This is a genomic window from Pleurocapsa sp. PCC 7327, assembly GCF_000317025.1.
GTDB lineage: Bacteria > Cyanobacteriota > Cyanobacteriia > Cyanobacteriales > Microcystaceae > Hydrococcus.
Map to the genome: position 1 here is coordinate 1,920,452 of NC_019689.1, position 18,317 is coordinate 1,938,768.

Annotated in this window: 16 protein-coding genes and 2 pseudogenes; 6 read left to right on the forward strand and 12 right to left on the reverse strand. The window is 43.4% G+C overall.

What is annotated here, in order from left to right; genetic code table 11:
* The first annotated feature begins 150 nt into the window (after positions 1-150).
* From PLE7327_RS08585 to PLE7327_RS08600, 4 genes and pseudogenes are all read left to right on the forward strand, one after another.
* Positions 151-1,086 (forward strand): DUF5050 domain-containing protein, encoded by a 936-nt coding sequence (locus tag PLE7327_RS08585; protein ID WP_015143452.1) that lies wholly within the window; start codon positions 151-153, stop codon positions 1,084-1,086.
* A gap of 17 nt (positions 1,087-1,103) precedes the next feature.
* Positions 1,104-2,345, forward strand: coding sequence for a glycosyltransferase (locus PLE7327_RS08590; RefSeq protein WP_015143453.1), 1,242 nt, complete (start codon positions 1,104-1,106; stop codon positions 2,343-2,345).
* A gap of 54 nt (positions 2,346-2,399) precedes the next feature.
* A pseudogene (locus PLE7327_RS26455) lies at positions 2,400-2,765 on the forward strand (VOC family protein).
* Between the two features lie 99 nt (positions 2,766-2,864).
* Positions 2,865-5,396 (forward strand): sigma 54-interacting transcriptional regulator, encoded by a 2,532-nt coding sequence (locus tag PLE7327_RS08600; RefSeq protein WP_015143454.1) that lies wholly within the window; start codon positions 2,865-2,867, stop codon positions 5,394-5,396.
* A 134-nt stretch (positions 5,397-5,530) separates the two neighbouring features.
* Here the strand turns inward: PLE7327_RS08600 and PLE7327_RS25215 are convergent, their stop codons facing one another.
* The gene (locus PLE7327_RS25215; protein ID WP_217523355.1) at positions 5,531-5,680 is read right to left on the reverse strand and encodes a hypothetical protein; all 150 of its coding nucleotides are present in this window, start codon (positions 5,678-5,680) and stop codon (positions 5,531-5,533) included.
* 44 nt (positions 5,681-5,724) lie between these two features.
* On the opposite strand from PLE7327_RS25215, the gene PLE7327_RS08605 reads away from it, so the two are divergent.
* Positions 5,725-6,270, forward strand: coding sequence for an adenylate kinase-like kinase (locus PLE7327_RS08605; RefSeq protein ID WP_015143455.1), 546 nt, complete (start codon positions 5,725-5,727; stop codon positions 6,268-6,270).
* Positions 6,271-6,277: 7 nt separating this feature from the next.
* Here PLE7327_RS08605 and PLE7327_RS08610 read toward each other — a convergent pair whose 3' ends face one another.
* Complete coding sequence (locus tag PLE7327_RS08610) at positions 6,278-6,433, reverse strand: hypothetical protein (RefSeq protein WP_186005374.1); 156 nt, start codon at positions 6,431-6,433, stop codon at positions 6,278-6,280.
* 286 nt (positions 6,434-6,719) lie between these two features.
* Here PLE7327_RS08610 and PLE7327_RS08615 point away from each other — a divergent pair.
* Positions 6,720-7,755 (forward strand): annotated as a pseudogene (locus PLE7327_RS08615) (histone deacetylase family protein).
* An 81-nt stretch (positions 7,756-7,836) separates the two neighbouring features.
* Here the strand turns inward: PLE7327_RS08615 and PLE7327_RS08620 are convergent.
* The 10 genes from PLE7327_RS08620 to PLE7327_RS08660 form a co-directional block, all read right to left on the reverse strand.
* Positions 7,837-9,003 carry a 5-(carboxyamino)imidazole ribonucleotide synthase gene (locus tag PLE7327_RS08620; protein WP_015143457.1) on the reverse strand — a complete coding sequence of 389 codons (1,167 nt, stop codon included), beginning with the start codon at positions 9,001-9,003 and terminating at the stop codon, positions 7,837-7,839.
* Positions 9,003-9,509: a pentapeptide repeat-containing protein gene (locus tag PLE7327_RS08625; protein WP_015143458.1), complete on the reverse strand. Its 507-nt coding sequence runs from the start codon at positions 9,507-9,509 to the stop codon at positions 9,003-9,005. Before PLE7327_RS08625 ends, PLE7327_RS08620 begins: the two co-directional genes overlap by 1 nt.
* A gap of 114 nt (positions 9,510-9,623) precedes the next feature.
* Positions 9,624-11,174 (reverse strand): Na+/H+ antiporter, encoded by a 1,551-nt coding sequence (locus PLE7327_RS08630; protein WP_015143459.1) that lies wholly within the window; start codon positions 11,172-11,174, stop codon positions 9,624-9,626.
* A gap of 142 nt (positions 11,175-11,316) precedes the next feature.
* The gene (locus PLE7327_RS08635) at positions 11,317-12,729 is read right to left on the reverse strand and encodes a hypothetical protein (RefSeq protein ID WP_051036524.1); all 1,413 of its coding nucleotides are present in this window, start codon (positions 12,727-12,729) and stop codon (positions 11,317-11,319) included.
* Between the two features lie 12 nt (positions 12,730-12,741).
* Entirely contained in the window at positions 12,742-14,109 is a 1,368-nt protein-coding gene (locus PLE7327_RS08640; RefSeq protein WP_015143461.1) for a glycoside hydrolase 100 family protein, read from the reverse strand.
* Positions 14,110-14,224: 115 nt separating this feature from the next.
* A complete protein-coding gene (locus tag PLE7327_RS24790; RefSeq protein WP_015143462.1) occupies positions 14,225-14,365 on the reverse strand; it encodes a hypothetical protein in 141 nt (46 codons plus the stop codon).
* A 104-nt stretch (positions 14,366-14,469) separates the two neighbouring features.
* Complete coding sequence (locus PLE7327_RS08645) at positions 14,470-15,516, reverse strand: AI-2E family transporter (protein WP_015143463.1); 1,047 nt, start codon at positions 15,514-15,516, stop codon at positions 14,470-14,472.
* 203 nt (positions 15,517-15,719) lie between these two features.
* The gene (locus tag PLE7327_RS08650) at positions 15,720-16,349 is read right to left on the reverse strand and encodes a class I SAM-dependent methyltransferase (protein WP_015143464.1); all 630 of its coding nucleotides are present in this window, start codon (positions 16,347-16,349) and stop codon (positions 15,720-15,722) included.
* A gap of 32 nt (positions 16,350-16,381) precedes the next feature.
* Complete coding sequence (locus tag PLE7327_RS08655) at positions 16,382-17,749, reverse strand: APC family permease (protein ID WP_015143465.1); 1,368 nt, start codon at positions 17,747-17,749, stop codon at positions 16,382-16,384.
* Between the two features lie 92 nt (positions 17,750-17,841).
* Complete coding sequence (locus tag PLE7327_RS08660) at positions 17,842-18,255, reverse strand: NirD/YgiW/YdeI family stress tolerance protein (RefSeq protein WP_015143466.1); 414 nt, start codon at positions 18,253-18,255, stop codon at positions 17,842-17,844.
* Between the last annotated feature and the right edge of the window lie 62 nt (positions 18,256-18,317).

Below are 18,317 nucleotides of genomic sequence, written 5' to 3' on the forward strand. Positions count from 1 at the left end.
TGGGAAATCTCTAGGGTTTTTAGATAAACCCGCCCCTACTCACTACTAACCAATTCAATTTAAATTATTTGCGATATTTTGGCGAGTTTTTGCACCAGAGCCATAAAATCTATCCAATTAAATCAATAAAAGTTTTTGTGAAGTGGTGATATGAACAAAAATCTTTGCTGCTTATCGATCGCGATCGCTTTGGGAGGTATTGTTGCCGGAGGTGCCTTAAGCGGCGATCGCAACTTGACGAATTCAAAGGCAACTTCTCTAATTGCAGCATTTCCAGTCGCAAATTTAAAGAGTCCTCTGAGCATCGCTATCGATCCCATCAATCGCAAAATGTACTGGATTGATGGAGAAGGCAAGCAGGTTCAACGGGCAAACCTGGACGGAAGTAATGCCGAAACCGCGATCGTGACAGGATTAGAAAATCCGAGAGATATTGCTCTCGATCTTAGACGGGGCAAAATCTACTGGACTGACAAAGGTCGCAATAAAATTCAACGAGCAAGCTTACGAGATGGAAGTCGGCTTGAAATTTTAGTCTCTGGAGAGATGGAAGGACTAGAAAATCCTGAAGGTATTGCGATCGATTATGTTAACGCTAAGATGTACTGGGTTAACTCCGAGCCTCCAAGAATTTTACGAGCCGATTTAGATGGAAACCGAGTTGAATTCTTAACAACAACCAATGTAAAAAATCCAAGAGATATTGCTCTCGATATTAAAAGAGGCAAAATGTATTGGATTGACGCAGGAACGAAAATGATTCAGCGAGCGAATTTGGATGGAACGAATACAGAAATTGTCTTGTCTGGACTTAATAATCCCAGAGAACTCGCTCTCGACCTTACTAATAATAAAATTTACTGGACTGACGAAGAAACTGATGCGATTGCGCGAGCGACTTTTAAGGGAACGCCGATGGAAATTTTGGTAAGTCGCAATTCTAACGGACTCAAAAGTCCCCATGGAATTGCCCTCGATATTTCTAGAGGGAAAATGTATTGGAGCGATCGCGAAACTCGTAAGATTCAACGCGCTAATTTAGATGGGTCAAATGTCGAAGATCTCGCGATCGGTGTTGGCGAATAAAATTGATTAACTACAAAATGAAAATTGCCATTATTAGTTCTGGATTTCTTCCTATTGTCGATGGCGTAACAGTTACTTTAATTAACAGAATTCATCGACTCAGTAAAGATGGTCATCAAGTTCTGTTGCTCTGCCCCGACTATTCTTCTCTCGAAAAAATCTATCCGAATTGGAGAAAATATACGGGTAATATTTTGCCGAGAGTAAAGGTAATCAACCTTCCCAGCAATTCTTTAATGGGACTAAATTTCGATCGCAATGTTACTAAACAATCTTATCAAATCGTTTTGGAAAAGTTACATGAATTTCAGCCAGATATTATTCACGTTGACGAACCAGAGAGGTTATTTGTTGGGTTTTTAAAAACGCCTGGAGTAGATTTTGCTAAAGAAAATCATCTTCCCTGCATCAGTTTTTTTCATACAAATTTTTTAGAGTATGGAAAAGATTATTTTAGTACGCCTGCTTGGTTAGATATTATCCTGAAATGGATATTTCAATTGCCTTTAGCTTGGATTTATAACCAATACGATGCAACTCTAGTTTCTAGCAGCATCACCGCTCAAAAACTCTCGCGAATGGGCATTAAGAATGTTGTACGGGGAAGTTTTCTTGGTATCGATCTGGCACAATTTAATCGAGATCTTCGTTGCGAAAAGTTTTTTGAGGAGCGTTATGGGATATCAGATATTGCACAAAAAGTAAAGCTCGTTTTTTTAGGACGTTTAACCCCAGATAAAGGATGGAAATTCACAATAAATGCTTTGTTCGAGATGGCAAAGAAAGTCGATTTTAAAACTATTGCGGTTATTATTGCTGGCGATGGTTCGATGCGAGATGAAATTGCCAAAAAATTAGGCAAGCTAACGCCAAATCTTTACTTTTTAGGAAGAATTCCTCATGAGGAGATACCTGCTCTTTTAGTTAATTGCGATGTTCATATAACAACTTCTGAGAAAGAAACTAGAGGATTAACTATTTTAGAAGCATTTGCTGCTGGAATTCCCGCGATCGCGCCGTGTGCGGGAGGAATACCAGATAGTATTCAAGATGGTTGGAATGGGTTTTTGTACGAACCGCAGAATTGCGACGATTTCGCCAAGAAGCTCGAGAAACTAATCGACGATCCCAGTTTACGACAAGTTATGGGAGCAAGGGGAAGAGAGTATATTGCCGAGTATAGTTGGGATAATGCTGTTAGGAATTTACTTCAAATCTGGGAAGAAAAAATAGCCGCAAGGCGAGCAAATAATTACTAATTCGTAATTCAGTAATTCATAATCCGTAATTGCTTTCTTTTCTTTCTCTAAACGATGTATCATTTTGTTTTAACTGTTCATTCTCTAGAAAAAACCTGTGAGCTTTATTCACAAATTCTAGGAATAGAAGTAGTGACCTTTGGACAAGGAAGGAAAGCACTAAAGTTTGGGAACAGCAAAATAAATTTGCACGAGCTTGGCAGAGAGTTTGAACCTAAAGCAGATCGTCTTACTTCTGGCTCAGCAGATTTTGGTCTTATCAGTACCATTCCTTTATAAAAATTTATAATTCATCTTGAAAAGTGTGGAATTTCGATAGAAGAAGGAATAGTCTAACGGACAGGAGCAACAGGTAAGATACGCTTTATTTATCTTCGCGACCCCGATTGCAATCTTATAGAAGTTTCCAAATATATTTAACTAAATTTTTCTATAGCAAATTTAATTTTAGTTTTTCTCTTGGCGATCGCGCTCTCTTTGAAAATAGAATAAAAGTAAGATTGAATCGGAAAGCCAACTATGACTATTCCCAGCTTAGTAACATGGTTGCAAGAACGGACAGCTTTAAGTATTTTGGCTCCCAATGTCATCGAAGCAATTGCACCGATTTTAGAAGAACGAGTCGTATCGGCTAACCAATGTTTAGTTGAGGAAGAAACTTCTGCCGACGGACTTTATATCTTGCGATCGGGTCGTTTAGAAAGCGAAAATAAGAGCGATCGCTTGCGAAATTTGGGTTTATTACCTGGAACGGTTATTAACTTACAAGCGCTAATCTTAAAGCAACCCGTTCGAGATACGATCGTTACGCTGACTGAATGTGAATTTTGGTTCCTTAGCGCCCAAAAATTTCAAGAATTAATCGAGCAATATCCCGAAATTACACAAACTTTTTCGCAACAACTCGCGCGAGAACTCGAACAATTATCTTCTCAACTAAGTTTTGAACAAGAACGCCAAACAATTTTGCGACCCTATCTCGTTACTAAAGCAAAACGAGGAATTATTGGCAAAAGTTCCTATGCCGTGCGACTGCGATCGCAAATCAAACAAGCTTCAGAAAATCGGCAATCGGTTCTTATTTTTGGCGAACCTGGATTGGAAAAAGATAATATCGCCGCGCTCATTCATTTTAGTTCTTCCTATCGCCGCAAACCAATTATTAAAATTAACTGTTCTACCCTACAAGCTAACGGGGCAGATTTATTTGGTCGTGCGGGCGGAAAAATGGGCTTACTCGAAGCAGTAGGAGAAGGAACTCTCATTTTAAATAATATTCAGGAACTACCCTCAGAATTACTACAACCCATTGCAGAATTATTGCAAACAAATACTTATATTCCCGTTACTCGTCCGGGAGAATCTTTAGCCGAGAAAAAAACTTCTCAAGCGCGAATAATTATTATCTCTGAAAAAAATATTGCCGCGATCGCATCTTTGGTTGGGCACTCAATCAAAGTTCCGCCGTTGCGAGTTCGCAAAGGCGATTTAGAAGATTTAACTAATTACTATATCAGCCTTATCTGTCGTGCGAAAGGAATGAAAAAAAGCCGCATCGTACCAGAAGCATTACGACGGCTACAAGCCTACGATTTTCCGAACAATTTAAGGGAATTAGCGAATTTACTCGAACGGGCGATCGTCCAATTACAAGGATGCGCAGATATTACCGAAGAAGTTATTTGGCCCTCCCAAGGTAAGAAAAAACAATTTCGTTTAAATCTTTTAAATGCTTATCCAGTCTTGCGTCAATTTCTCCGAAGTTCTTGGTGGCCCGATCGCATTAATTATGGCTTTACTTTAACGGCTTTTGCTCTCCTTAACGTCATTTTATTTGTTGGACCGCAAACGCGATCGCAAAACTTTGCCCTCAATTTATTTTGGGCGTGGTGGTGGCCCTTAGTATTAATGGTTTTTCCTTTTTTTGGACGGGTTTGGTGTGCGATTTGCCCGTTCATGATTTATGGCGAAGTCACCCAAAAACTCTCTTTATGGTTGTTTCCCCGCCAATTAAAAAAATGGCCCCGACAAGCAGCAGAAAAATGGGGCGGCTGGTTTTTATTTGGCTTATTTGCTCTGATTTTATTGTGGGAAGAACTTTGGGATTTAGAAAATACTGCCTATCTATCTTCTTGTTTGCTGTTATTAATTACGGCGGGAGCGATGATTTTCTCTGCTATTTTTGAACGGCGTTTTTGGTGTCGCTATTTATGTCCTATCGGCGGCATGAATGGCATGTTTGCCAAACTTTCGATGACAGAATTACGGGCACAACAGGGAATTTGTTCGGCTGAATGTACGACCTATCAATGTTACAAAGGAGGTTCTCAAAAAGGAGAGGGAATGGAAACAAATGGCTGTCCTTTGTATTCCCATCCAGCGCAATTAGAAGACAATCGAGATTGCGTTCTTTGCATGACTTGTTTGAAAGCTTGTCCCCATCGTTCGGTAGAGTTTAATTTGCGTCCTCCAGGTATTGAATTATGGACGACTCACGTTCCTCGAAGTTATGAAGTTGCCTTGCTGTTGTTGTTATTAGATTTAGTCTTTTTGCATCGCTTGCCAGAGATCCAACAAAGGCTCAGATTTCACTTAGATTTAACGCAGTTTTGGACGCATTTTTGGGTATCGGTGGTTGCGTTAAGTTTGCCCGCATTAATTCCCTTAGTTGGCTACGGAGTAATGCGATTAATTTATCAAGCGACTCAAAAGATTAAGCCTCGCCGTTTCGTCGAGTTGGCTTATGGATATTTACCCTTAGTTCTCGCTGGAAATTTAGCCCATTATTTGCGACTTTGGTTGGGAGAAGCAGGCAGAATCTTACCCGTCAGTTTTGCAACGTTTGGTTTATCAGGCGAAGGACTGCCAATCTTAGTCGTACACCCAGCAGTAACGGCTTTTTTGCAAGGAACTACATTAGTCGCTGGCGTTATTTTATCGGTTATCTTGACCCAAAAAATTGCTCGTCAGCCTTTTAAATTATTGTTAGCACAGCATTTATGCACCGCGTTACTAGCAATTGGTATGTGGAAAATTATTGTGGGATATTGAAATAAATTTGAATTCGTCGGGGTAGCATCCTATTTCGATGGAAAGTTGTTGAAATAACTCAAGTGCTAACAAATCCTCAACACACAACATAATCGGTTTGGTTAAATTTTTGCTACTAAATGATTAGATTATTCCTAATCTCTGAGCAACTCGAACTGACGGTGTATTACAATTAAGACGATCGCACTGCAAAATCTGAAACTATCATGGCGATCGCTCGTCCGTCCGGTACAAGCAGTTGTTAGGTATGTAAAGGTTTGCGATCGCTGGGTTTCATTCCTCAATCTAGTCTACGAGGTGACTCGATTGCACTAAAAGGAGAGTGGCGATGAAAAAAGTAGCGGTGTTTGGCAATGCTGGAGGCGGTAAATCAACTCTAAGCAAGAGATTATCCCAAATCACTGGTTTGCCACTTTACGTCTTAGACAAGATTAAATATCGATCGGGGGGCATTGAGGTTCCACAGGAAGACTATAAGCACACCCATGAGAAAATTTTGGAGACCGATCGATGGATTATTGACGGGTTTGGTTGCATGGAAACCCTATGGCTACGACTGAACGAGGCGGATAGTCTGGTTTTTGTCGATCTACCGCTATATGTACATTTGTGGTGGGTGACTAAACGACTGCTCGTAGGTCGCTTTAAACCGCCCGAAGGCTGGCCCCAAAAGAGTCCAATCTTGAAGAGTTCGCTGAGTAGCTACCGCGTGCTTTGGCTATGTCACAAATATTTGACCCCAAAATATCGCGAGTATATCAAGCAGGTTCAAAGCACCAAAAGTGTTTATCACATCAGATCTACTCAACAGATTTCACAATTTTTTGAATTAATTGAAAATGAGACCAACGTTGAAGATAGTTCACCAACCTAACGTTGATTTACTTCCCTTTTGGTGGGTCATTAAACAGTGCAACTGCATTAGGAAGATAGCTAAGACTTTCTCCTCCTTTGACTGATGTCCTAGCTCCTTCATTAAAGAAGAAAAGGTTTAACGAAAAAGTAACAACGATAGCTAGCCAGAATTTTTCTTTCATCTCACACCTCCAACTATCTACAGCTTTCTGAAGTTCCATTAGAACCTCTTTCAGTTTTAGAGTAACTAGATGAGTTGGGGATGTCAGTCCCATTAATTTCTTCCACTTTATTCCACTTTTATTTTTCAGGAAGGAATCGCGTTATGGTTTTTCGCCCAGGAAAATTTTTAAATTACTGTTAGCGCAGCATTTATGCACTACGTTACTGGCAATTGGCATGTGGAAAATTATTGTGGGATATTGAGAAATAGAGAAGCTTATTTGTTTCGGGTTGCCAGTACGTTTGATGTTCGCCGTTTACAGCCAAGACCACCAATACCACAACCCTAGATTCGAGTTAGTTGACGGGCAATTCAGCCCGCCGTTCGAGCATCCCCGCCGTGCAGAAACAGTACTGGCTCAAATCCGCGAGATAAGTTTGGGTCACGTCCTACCGCCCAAAGATTTTGGCTTATCTCCGATCCTGCGAGTCCACGACGAAAGTTTCGTTCGTTTTCTGCAAACTGCCTGGGACGAATGGTCACTTGTGCGTGGAGAAGGAGATGCCTTTCCTTTTACCTGGATAGGACGAGCAATGCGTCACGATAAAGTGCCAGAAACCAGCGACGGCAAGCTAGGCTATTACGCCTTCGATGCGGGAACGCCGATTACCTCTGGCACTTGGCGGGCTGCTACTACCTCTGTCAATGTCGCCCTCACCGGGCAGGAACTCGTCGCGAAAGGAGAACGCGCCGTCTTTGCCCTCTGTCGCCCGCCCGGTCATCACGCCGCCCGCGACTGCTATGGGGGTTATTGCTTTTTGAATAATGCCGCGATCGCAGCCCAAGCCTTTCGAGACGCGGGGGCAGAACGAGTTGCTATTCTAGACGTAGACTACCACCACGGCAACGGGACGCAGGCAATCTTTTACGATCGCCGCGATCTCCTGTTTGTCTCGCTGCATGCCCATCCCCGTCAGGAATACCCTTACTTTTCCGGTTACGACGACGAACGAGGCGCAGGGGCAGGAGAAGGCTACAATCAGAACTATCCCCTCCCTTGGGGCACCGATTGGACAAGCTATCGAGAGCCGCTAGAGGATGCCATTCGAGCAATCCGCAATTACAGCCCCAGATGCTTTCGTCGTCTCTCTCGGTGTCAATACCTTCGAGAAAGACCCCATCTTCAAGTTTCAGTTTCACAAAGAAGATTACCTGCGTTTGGGCGAAGCGATCGCTCGCGTTAATAAGCCTACTTTATTCGTAATGGAGGGAGGCTATGCGGTAGACGAGCTAGGTTTGAATGTTGTCAACGTGTTAGCGGGATTTGAGAATGCCTGTTAAAGAACCATTCGCTGGGAGTGCGAGCATCTCGATCGCGTTTGGGTTAGAATTATGCGATCGCGACGCTCATTCAACGGATTCCTAAGCTCCATACCAAAGCGTTTCGATTTTTCGGGCAATTTCTAACAATTGCTCTTTTACGCTTTGAGACGAGCTAGTTGCTGTCTCTGACTCTAGTAAAACCGTCACGTGTCCTAACTTGCGTCCGGGACGAGATTCGGTTTTATCGTACCAATGAAGATAGGCATGGGGAATGGCAGCTATGCGATCGCGTTTTTCTTGATAATTGCTGTGAGAATGCTCGTAGCCTAGCAAATTTACCATCACGGCTCCCGAGCATTTTAGAGCAGACGAGCCTAATGACAACTCCGTCACTGCCCGCAACTGCATTTCAAACTGAGACGTTTCGCAGGCATCGAGGGTGTAGTGTCCAGAATTGTGCGTTCGCGGTGCGATTTCATTGACTAATACTTTGCCATCTTGGGTGAGAAATAGCTCGATCCCAAAAACGCCGACAACTTGCAATTTTTCTAGCAAATGACGGGCAATTCTTTCTATTTCTAACTCGATTTCCGGTGCGAGAGCGGCTGGGACAATAACCCAATGGCAAACGCGATCTTTCTGATAAGTTTCTACAACTGGGTAGATTACGACCTCTCCAGCGACGCTACGAGCAGCTATAACCGCTAGTTCCCGCTCGAAGGGGATAAATTCTTCCAACAACCATGAAGCGTCTGGAAAACGCTTGTAGATGGCTTCTAGCTCATCGCGATCGCTGATAATAAAAGTTCCCTGTCCGTCATAACCGTGGCGGCGGGATTTGAGAACGATGGGAAAGTTTAATTTAAGATCGCAGGAGAAAGCATTATCATCTCTCTTTAGTGCGATAAAGCGAGGGACTGGCAATCTAATCTCTTTGAGATAGCAGCGTTGGTGATATTTATCCAACAGAGGCGATAAAGCCTCCAAGCTGGGGCGAAAGCAAACGCCTCTCTCTGCTAAAGGCTTTAAAGCTTCTAAATTAATAAACTCATTCTCAAAGGTAATAACATCGCAGCGATTAGCTAGCCGAACAGTCGCCGCCGCATCGTCTACGGCGGCTAGGATCGTTTCGGCTGCAATTTTAACGGCTGGGTCATCGGGATGGGGAGTCTGGACAACCAAATCTATCCCTAACTTTTGGGCAGCTTTTGCCATCATCCAAGCCAACTGACCGCCGCCAATGACACCAACTCGTTTTCTTTTCATCAATTGCACCCCAATGAAGCTCGCGTTTCAACGCCCGTTTTAGAATTCACCCCAGATGCTATGGTACACAGTTTAGCGACTTGATCGCCATCTAAAACGGCAAGCGTAAAGTCAGCTCCTGTAATATTTGCTCCATCAAAAGTAGTGCGTAACATGATTGCTTCTGTCAAAACCGCATCGCTGAGATCGGCGCCATTAAAGCTGCTCAGATAGGCGAGACCGTTAGTGAGATCGGCGCCGTGCAGATTGGTTTCTTTGAGAGCGGAACCGTTAAAAACCGCCCCGCGCAAGTCAGTATTGCTAAAGTTAGCAGAGGTTAGATCGACGTTGGTGAACTGAGCGGTTTGTAAATTTTGACCGGAAAAATCTTGACCGCTCAGATTTTTATCTTCAAAACTTGCGGCTGCTCCAGTGACGGCTGAAGAACTTGCCGCTTTTGCTGGTAAAGGAAAAATCAAAATAGTTAATGCTAATAAGAAAATAGCTAATCTTAGGATATATTTCATCGCTTGCAAACAATGTAGATCGCTTAAATCGCCTTCTAGATAGATTGTACGGGAAAGTAGCCTCCGATTTGCTCCCTTAGGTCAAGATCGAACCAGCTTAACGCCGAACTCAGATTAAGTATCGCTGCCTTCAAGAAAATTCTGTTGGAGGAAGGGAGCGAGTTCTCGGTTCAATCGACCGGCTTTGACCAATTCGGCATAGGTATCCGCTTCAGTTGCCATCAATTCTTGGCGCAGTTGCTCGGTAGTAAAGTTTTGTAAATTGGGATATTCATTTTGCAATCGCTCTATTTCTTCTTGCAGGCGGTTTAATTCTCCCTTAACGAGTTGCTCTTGATAGCGATAAAATTCTGGTTCGACTCCCGGACGTTTTTCGACTCGTTGGAGGTGTTGAAGAACGCGATCGAGGGCAGTCAAACGCGCGATCGCTTCTGCATATTGCTGGCGTAGCGGTTGGTCGCCCAGTAGGTTTAGCTTCTCTAGCAACGGCTTGACGGTTAATCCCTGCACGAGCAACGTAAATAAGACGACTCCAAAGACTGTAGCGACGATCTCCTCTCGTTCGGATAGGATAGTAGGGATGCTCAATGCCAAAGCGATAGACACCGAACCTCGCAGTCCGCCCCACCAAAGTATCGTTTGCTCCTGTAAGGGAATGTCCGATTTAACCAGTTTATTGCTCAAACCGCTCAAACCGAAAATTGCTAAGGCTCGCGTCACAATCATCGCGACTACCGTCAAGGCGATGGTTCCTAAATTTTCTCCCAAAACGGCAAACTCGACGCGATCGCCAATTAGCAAAAAAACGATCGAGTTGACAAAAAAGGCTAGAAACTCCCAAAACTCTGTCACGATGATGCGGGTGCGGGGATTCATGCCGATGCGCGAACCAAAGTTCCCCAAAATTAACCCCGTAGTAACGACTCCAATGACTCCAGAACCGCCTAAATCTTCTGTAATCAAATAAGTGCCATATGCCGAAACTAAAGTTAACGATTGCTCCACCAATGGCAAGTCGAACCGTTGCGTGAGGTAGGAAATGCCAAAACCAATTAAACTGCCAACTGCGAGACCGATGCCGACTACTGAAAAGAATTGTATTAAAATCGATTGAATTTCTAACGATTTAGTTCCTAGCGGCAGTCCGACCAAAAAACTAAAAGCCACTACCGCCATGCCATCGTTAAACAGGCTTTCCCCTTCCATTAAGGTGGTTAAACGTCTTTCTACGCCCAGCTCTCGAAATAGCGCCGTTACAGAAACTGGGTCAGTGGCAGACAAACTTGCTCCCACCAGTAACGCAGTTGTTAGCGGCAATCCGGCAAGTTGATTTAATCCCAACGCAATTCCTAAAATTGAAATGACGACTCCCGCGATCGCGTACAAACAAATGGGAAATAAATCGCGCTTTAAATCTAGCCATCTTAAATTCCATGCCGCTTCAAACAGCAGAGGCGGCAAGAAAATTGACAGGATCAATTCGGGCGACAAATCGACGAGGCGAACGTTAACAAATGCCAAACCCAGACCAACGATTACCAATAGTAAGGTATAGGGAATTTGGCGAAACCAGCTAACAATTTGAGGCAGCGTTGCCACGCTCAAAGACACGGCGAGAACTAAAAGAAATTGTTTGAGATTGTCTTCAATCGCTGCTTCACTCATGACTGAATTGAGATTGTAATCATTCCCAATTAATTTATTATGGACTTACGCACTCCAGCAAATGTAGGGGCAGTGCCCCGATCTTTCCCTACAGAAGCCCGGATTTCTAACCCGCAACTGCGCCACTCCTATTATTGCCTGTTTACCGTCTCACTAAGTAATTTAAATTTTCAACTTCTTCAACCACTTTTTCTATCTCGCTTTCAGCAATTCTTTTTACATAATTAATTTTTATTTCTTCTAGCCAACTAATCAACCAAGACTGAATTTCTGGCAGATTTTGCTTTTTTTGGAGTTCTTCTTCAAAGGCATCGATAACCTTTTCAATCAAATTAGCCATCAGTGTAGCGCTGACCGGATCTTCAAGTGCTTTGATTAAGTTATTGTAGAGTCTTTGAGAGAAATCTTTAGTCAAATTTTCGGTAATTTGGACGGATAAATGACTCAACCCAGGAATTTTTTGGATTTTTTGATAAATTGGAGATTCATTGAGAGTTCTTTCAAGATTGTGATGGACTAAAGCTTCTAGATCTGGCTGAACTTTTGGCAAAACATCATAAATGCTGACGTTGAATAAGCGAGCTGCGATCGCTCGCACTTCATTGATATTATTAACCTGAATATAGGGACGGCGAGTTTCGGGATGAAATAACCAGCGTGCCAAATCTCCTCGACGAATCGCGTCTTGCATCTGGTCGATTGCCTGAACGCCTACCATTTCTGTGAGTTCTCCAGCAAAATTAATAGCAAAATCGCGATCGATTTGCTTGCGTAAAGGTTCCAAATTCACTAAGTTGGTTTGGTAAAGACGAATAGTGACTGGAATAACTCGCAACCATCTCCAGAAGGGAAGTAATAAAAACAGATCGTACCAACGCCGCAGGATAGCTTCTAGCCAATTCAAATTCGGATTGCTACGACTAATATGATAAGTGCGTATTAGTACGTCGAGAGCAAAAATAATAATAAATGGTAAATCGAGCAACCAAAAGCGATCGATAAAATTCCCAAATTTATTAATATCTCGATAGTAATTACTTTGAATGAGAGGTCGAATTAGAGAATTGAAAAAATTAATTTGCGATCGCCAATCAGTTTGAGAAAGATAAGCTTGACTCCAAAACGTAGCAAAACCATCTCTGGCAGATTGCTCGTTAGTATGCAAGCGCATTTCGTTTTTGATTTTGGCTAGAGTCCCGCTTTTATTTGCTACATCAAAAGGATTTTCTTCAATAAGACGGTTACTTAAAAGACGTAACTCGCTTAACAAATTTTCTGTCTGGGGAGAAGTTAATCCAGTCTGCAAAACTTGCGCTTGCAATGCGTCTACTTTATCGAGGTAGTTTTGCGTTTCCGGGTGAGGTTCGATCCCTTTAACTGGGTCGTATATTTGAGTTAAAGCTGGCAGTATTTGCAGATAAAAATCGCGCCAGGGTATATAAGTGAGATCGAAAAATACCAAAGTTAAGTTCAGGAATCCAACGATAGCAATTAATTTCTGAAAATAGCGATCGCGCTCAAAGAAAAATTGTTTTTTATTCGAGTTTAATCCCATAAAAAAAATCATTTATTCTCGTTCAAAACTCAACAATTCTAAATGACTGGGATCTGAGATTAGCTCTTTTGCTACTAAAAAAGCCGCGATCGTCCAAGTCTGATATTTTCTGGCTTGTTTGCCAATCAATCGACCTGTTTTTCCATCGTAATATTCCGACCATTCATCCTCACTTAAGTAATTTTTAGCAATATCGATCGCTTCCTCAGCAATCTCAATGCGATCGGTTTTTATTGCAGCTCCTACGAGTAACCAAAGTAGAAAGGGCCAATTGCCACCATTATGATACGACCAGGGACGATTTTTAGGATCGGCTCCCGTAACGATTTTCCACTCCAGACCTTCGAGTGCGGGAAAACACATTTTCATCGGCATTTCGCCAACCAAATCGTCCCAGCGTTGCTCGATTAAATTTATAATTTGCTGCGATTCTCGTTCGCTGGCTAAAGCAGTAATAATTGCCATTAGATTTCCTAGAGCAAAGAAACGAAAATCCATTCGTCCCGGACCGAGATTGCCTGCCAAATAACCTCCATTTCTAGGTAGCCATTCAGTTAACCAACCAGGAATTGACTCGGCAAAAATATTAAATCGATTGGCAACTTCTGTACCAAATTCATCGCCCCGAAAGCGATAGATTTCATTTAAACGTTCGAGATCGATCCAGTAGTATTCGCGCAGATGATAAGTCAAGGGAACTAGGCGTTGTTTGACGCTAGAAATACACGAGCAGTTATCGTTGTTGGGCAAAAGAAGTTCTCTAGCGGCACGTAAGGCAGCATAGAACAGCACCTGAATTTCGAGCGGATGTTCGTAGACACCCATACGACGATCGATCGTAAAAGCGCCATCGGGAACTAACATGGTCGGGTACATGGCGAACCGATGTGCCAAACACATTTCTAAAATTAATTGGATGCCCTGTTGGAATTCAATTTGTTGGGCAAGGGAAATATCGCCCGTAGCTTTCACATAAGCTCGCAACAGGATAATCCACCACAGACAAGAATCGACAGGCGGAACTCGCGCGATCGCGTGTTCGCCAAAATCGGCAGTGATATACTCTTTGCCATCTATTAATTCGACTTTGAAACTAGCTGGCATCAATCCTGATCCCGGCTTGAAAGAGTCCATTTGCGGTTCGTGACTCTGTAGGGAAAGCGTCTCTATCAAAAAGTTGCGAACTATCTCAGACCTGCCTTTAATGAGAAAAGCCAGCGCCGATGGGACAAAATCGCGAATAAAGCATCGATTGTAGTTGAGCGCCTCTAACTCCGGATCGTTGGCGGCGACTGTCCCGACTGGACGACCTCGATAATAAATAATCGATTTTTCCAACCTTTCCCAGGTTTCTGCCACTAAATCGTTGCTTGCGTTCATCGCTTGCCCAATCTCCTCATATCGTTTTCAAAAATGCCTGCTACGAATTCCTTGTTTAATCCCCACACTCCCCACTCATCTCTCTCTCTTCATCTGTAGCCAGAAAAAAGGAATTTTATATTAGCTCGTTTCGCGTCATCTGCAAACTTTGTTCTTCTGGTCCCGGACGGTATTGCAACCAAGCAAACAGCGCCGCCGTACCAAGAAAAATTAGGGTAATAATTGCCACCAGTTGAAGCATGATACTGTAACGCATAACAAGATTTTGGATGAAAGGATAGATTTGTCAGCGATCGCTACAAGTTTTAGATTTTGGATTGGGAGTTAGACGAGGTTTTAGTGTTTTATAAATCTCAACGATCATTTTCCCTGCATTTCTTTAATATCAAATAAACTAATCAACACTCCAGCAAGCGGAATTGATAGGAAAACCCCCACCAATCCGGCGACTCTAGCTCCTACTAATAGAGCAAAGAACATAAAGACTGGATTCATATTAATCGAGCCTTGCATAATGCGAGGCATCAGTAAATTCTCCTCGACTTGTTGTAGCAAAATGCAACCGACTAATACTTGAAGAGAGAGCCAAATTCCTTGAGGCAATGCAATTATAGAAACTAAACTAATTCCAATCGTGGCTCCAATACCGGGAATGAGATCGAATACGCCCGCGATCGCGGCTAATAGCAATGCATAGGGCAAGTCTATGATTATAAATACAATATATACGGAGACTCCAAAGAAAATTGATAATAGCAAACGTCCCCAAAAAAAGCCCAAAAAGTTATATTGGATTGCCTCATTTAATTCTTGACGAATGCGATCGGGAAAAGCTTTGAGTACAAAATTCCAAACCCGCTTGCCATCTAACAACATGAAAAAGGCCACAACGGCAATGATAATCAGATCGATTAGATTAGATACTAAACCATGAAGAGTGGCTAAACCCGCTCCAATTCCTGCTGTTGCCTGCTCTCGCACTTGTGCTTCAAGTGCCTCAAAATCTACTTGAAAATTCCAATTATTCAGCGTCTCTTGTATTTTTTCTAATAAGGAAATAATAAACTCCAGAAATTGAGGAGCTTGGCTCAGTAATTGTTCTGCCTGAGAAAGAATCGCAAAACCAATAGTAGCGATTAATCCTACTAAAATCAGCAAACTCAGTAAAAAAACTAGAAGAACTGATATGCTGCGCGGTAAAAAACGAGAAACCCACTGCACGGGATAATTGAGTAAAAAAGCGACAATGGCAGCAAAAATAAAAATGATAATGACTGTTTCAAAATAAGCTAAAACTTGGATAATAGCCCAACCAAAAGCGAAGAGTAATAAATAGCGAATTAACTTGGAATGATTCAATTGCTTCCAATAGTTTTCCCAAAATTTTTTTAAATTTGGTTCGTTCACAAAATACTAACAGCAAACTTAAACAGCTATTTTTAAGTCTTAATCTTATCAGATTACTGGCTCAACTTTATCTGTCAATAGAAAGAAAAAACGTTTTTCTTCAATTTCGGATCAGTTGCTGTAGAAGAATAGTTTTGTTTTTATGAGATCGTGCACAATACTATCCCTCCATCAGCAACGAGTTTTATAAAATTTCTTCTATCTTAGAGAAGATTGGCAGGAGGATTTTCGGGAACCACCCACAAGTAAATGGTTCTACCACCTATTTGTACGGTGCGTTCTGGTTTCCACTCGCCCATATCGAAGGCGTGAGAAACAATGCGGGTACCCGGTTTGAGTTCTTGAAGCAATCTGGGTCGAAGTTTCACGTTAAGTTCGGGAAGCAGGTAAAGCGTTACGACGGTCGCCTCGCTGAAGTCTGCCTGGAAAAGGTCTTGTTGTCGGAACTGGACTTTGTCAGTTACACCGGCTTCTTTAGCGTTTTCGTTTGCTTCTTGGATGCGTTGTGGGTTAATCTCAATACCAACGCTGCGCGTGCCATATTTTTGTGCTGCCGCGATCGGAATTCGTCCGTCGCCGCTACCAAGGTCGTAAAGAACATCGTCACCCGTTACCTTGGCGAGTTCGAGCATTCCTTCTACGACTTCGGGAGGCGTTGGTACATAAACCACATCGGGTTCGCGTTCTGGGGTTTGAGCGTCAGGCGCTGTTTGCTGGGTTTGAGCGCTCGACGGAGCTTCAGCAAACTTCCGTGGTTGAGTGCATCCGACAAAAAAGAAGCTACCGAGACTTGCGCCAACGAGCAACAATTTGATACTACGTGGTAAGTGCATATTACATTTCTCCGAATTAAATTAATTGTGGGTTAAGAGCGAGACTGAGAGCGCCCAGACCACAGCAACAGCGGAACGCCAGCGATCGCGACTGCCACGCCAATCAGCGCTCCGACATTAGTGAGAGCAAGGCTCGAATAAAGCAAATAACCGCAGATAAGGCAAAAAAGAATTGGCGTTAGCGGATAGAAGGGAACTCGAAACGGTCGTAATATCTGCGGTTCGCGGACGCGCAACACCAGCAACGACGCGGTTGTGAGCAGGAAAAAGAACCAAAAGGTGGGGGCTGTGTATTCCACCATCGTCTCAAAGCCGTTGCGCGTGAAAGTTCCTAGTAAGACTAGCGCTAGGGAAATCGCTCCCTGCACTAGCAAGGCATTCGTTGGCGTACTGCTGCGCGGTTGCCAGCGTCCTAGAAAGATAAATAGCGAAAAATCTCTTCCCAAAGCGTAATTCGTGCGAGCGCCCGTGATAATGGTGGCATTGAGCGAGCCTAATGCAGAAATCGCAACCAGGAGGCTGATAAATACAACACCTGGTCTGTTGAGGACGCGACTCATTAAATCGGCGGCAACTGCTTCTGAATGTGCCATCCTTGCCAGACTTAACCCTCGGATATAAGCCAAATTGATTAGGAGATATATCGTTGTAATGATGCCGATACTCCAAAAGAGCGATCGCGCTAAGTTACGCCTGACATCGCGTACCTCCGCCGAAATATAGGCGGCTTCGTTCCAGCCGCCGTAAGATAGCAGCACGAAAATCATAGCCAGCCCAAAATCCCTCTGGGATGGGGGTTCGGCAGGTGCAGCAGCACCAGAAGGAGCGGCAAAAGCCAAACCGGCGACAATAACTAACAATAAGCCAAGGACTTTGACAGCCGTTAGCCAATTCTGCGTCCACTTCCCCTGCTGGGTGCCAATTAGATTGAGTCCGGTCAAAATGGCTACGGCAAGCGCCCCGTAAAGCGAAGCGGAATGGTTTCCCAGGCGCAACAGTTGCGAAGCATAATCCCCAAACACGAAGGCTAAAAGCGCGATCGAACCAGTTTGAAGAACCGTCATCCGCGTCCAAGCAAACAGGAAAGCAATCTTGTTGCCAAAGGCACGCATCAGGTAATGGTAATTCCCGCCTGCATGGGGATAGGTCGTTGCCAATTCTGCATAGCACAGAGCGCCTATTAGCGAGATTCCACCGCCCAACAACCAAGTTAGCAATGCTATTTGGGCAGTTTCTGTATTCGCTGCAACCAGTGCTGGCGTCTCGAAAATGCCCGCGCCAATGACGATCCCGACAATGATAGCAATGGCATCCGCGAAAGAAATTGCCCTTTTGGGTGTTGTTATCTCAGAAATAGCCGACGTGTAGTCTGTTGTGTTTTCGTTTCTAAGTTTGCTCACTTTGTCCCCATTCGAGTCGAGTTACGGAGCGCAAAAGCTATAAACAGTAAAAAACTTAAGAAGATTGCGATCGCGCCATCTTTAAATAAAGTTTACCGTCTTGGTTTTGCAGGTTCGGGACGATCGCGGTTAGGTCTCCCTGCCCAAGGCGGCGGACCGTCGGCAGGACGAATTTCAATTGTAGAACCGTCAGCGCGGGTAATCGAAAAAGCGTTAAACTCACCACTTTTCTTACTCATTTCACCAGTCACAGTTACCTGTTCGCCCGGTTGGATGTCGATCTCGGGCCACCAGCGCGGTCCGGCATCGACAATGATTTCTCCGCTACCGTCGTCGAGAACAAAATCATTGCCAACAACCGACCTAACTTCACCAGATACGGTTATGCTACGGGAACGCTGTTGTAGCTCTTCAATTCGGGTAGTTTGCGCCCCTACAAAAGCTGGAATTGTCAGTGCAGAAATTGAGGCTAGCGCGATTGAAGCTACAAAAATTTTCCGATTCATAGATAATTAACCTCTTAAGTTTATTCTTTCCAGTTTTAGAGATAAAAATGACTACAAAATGA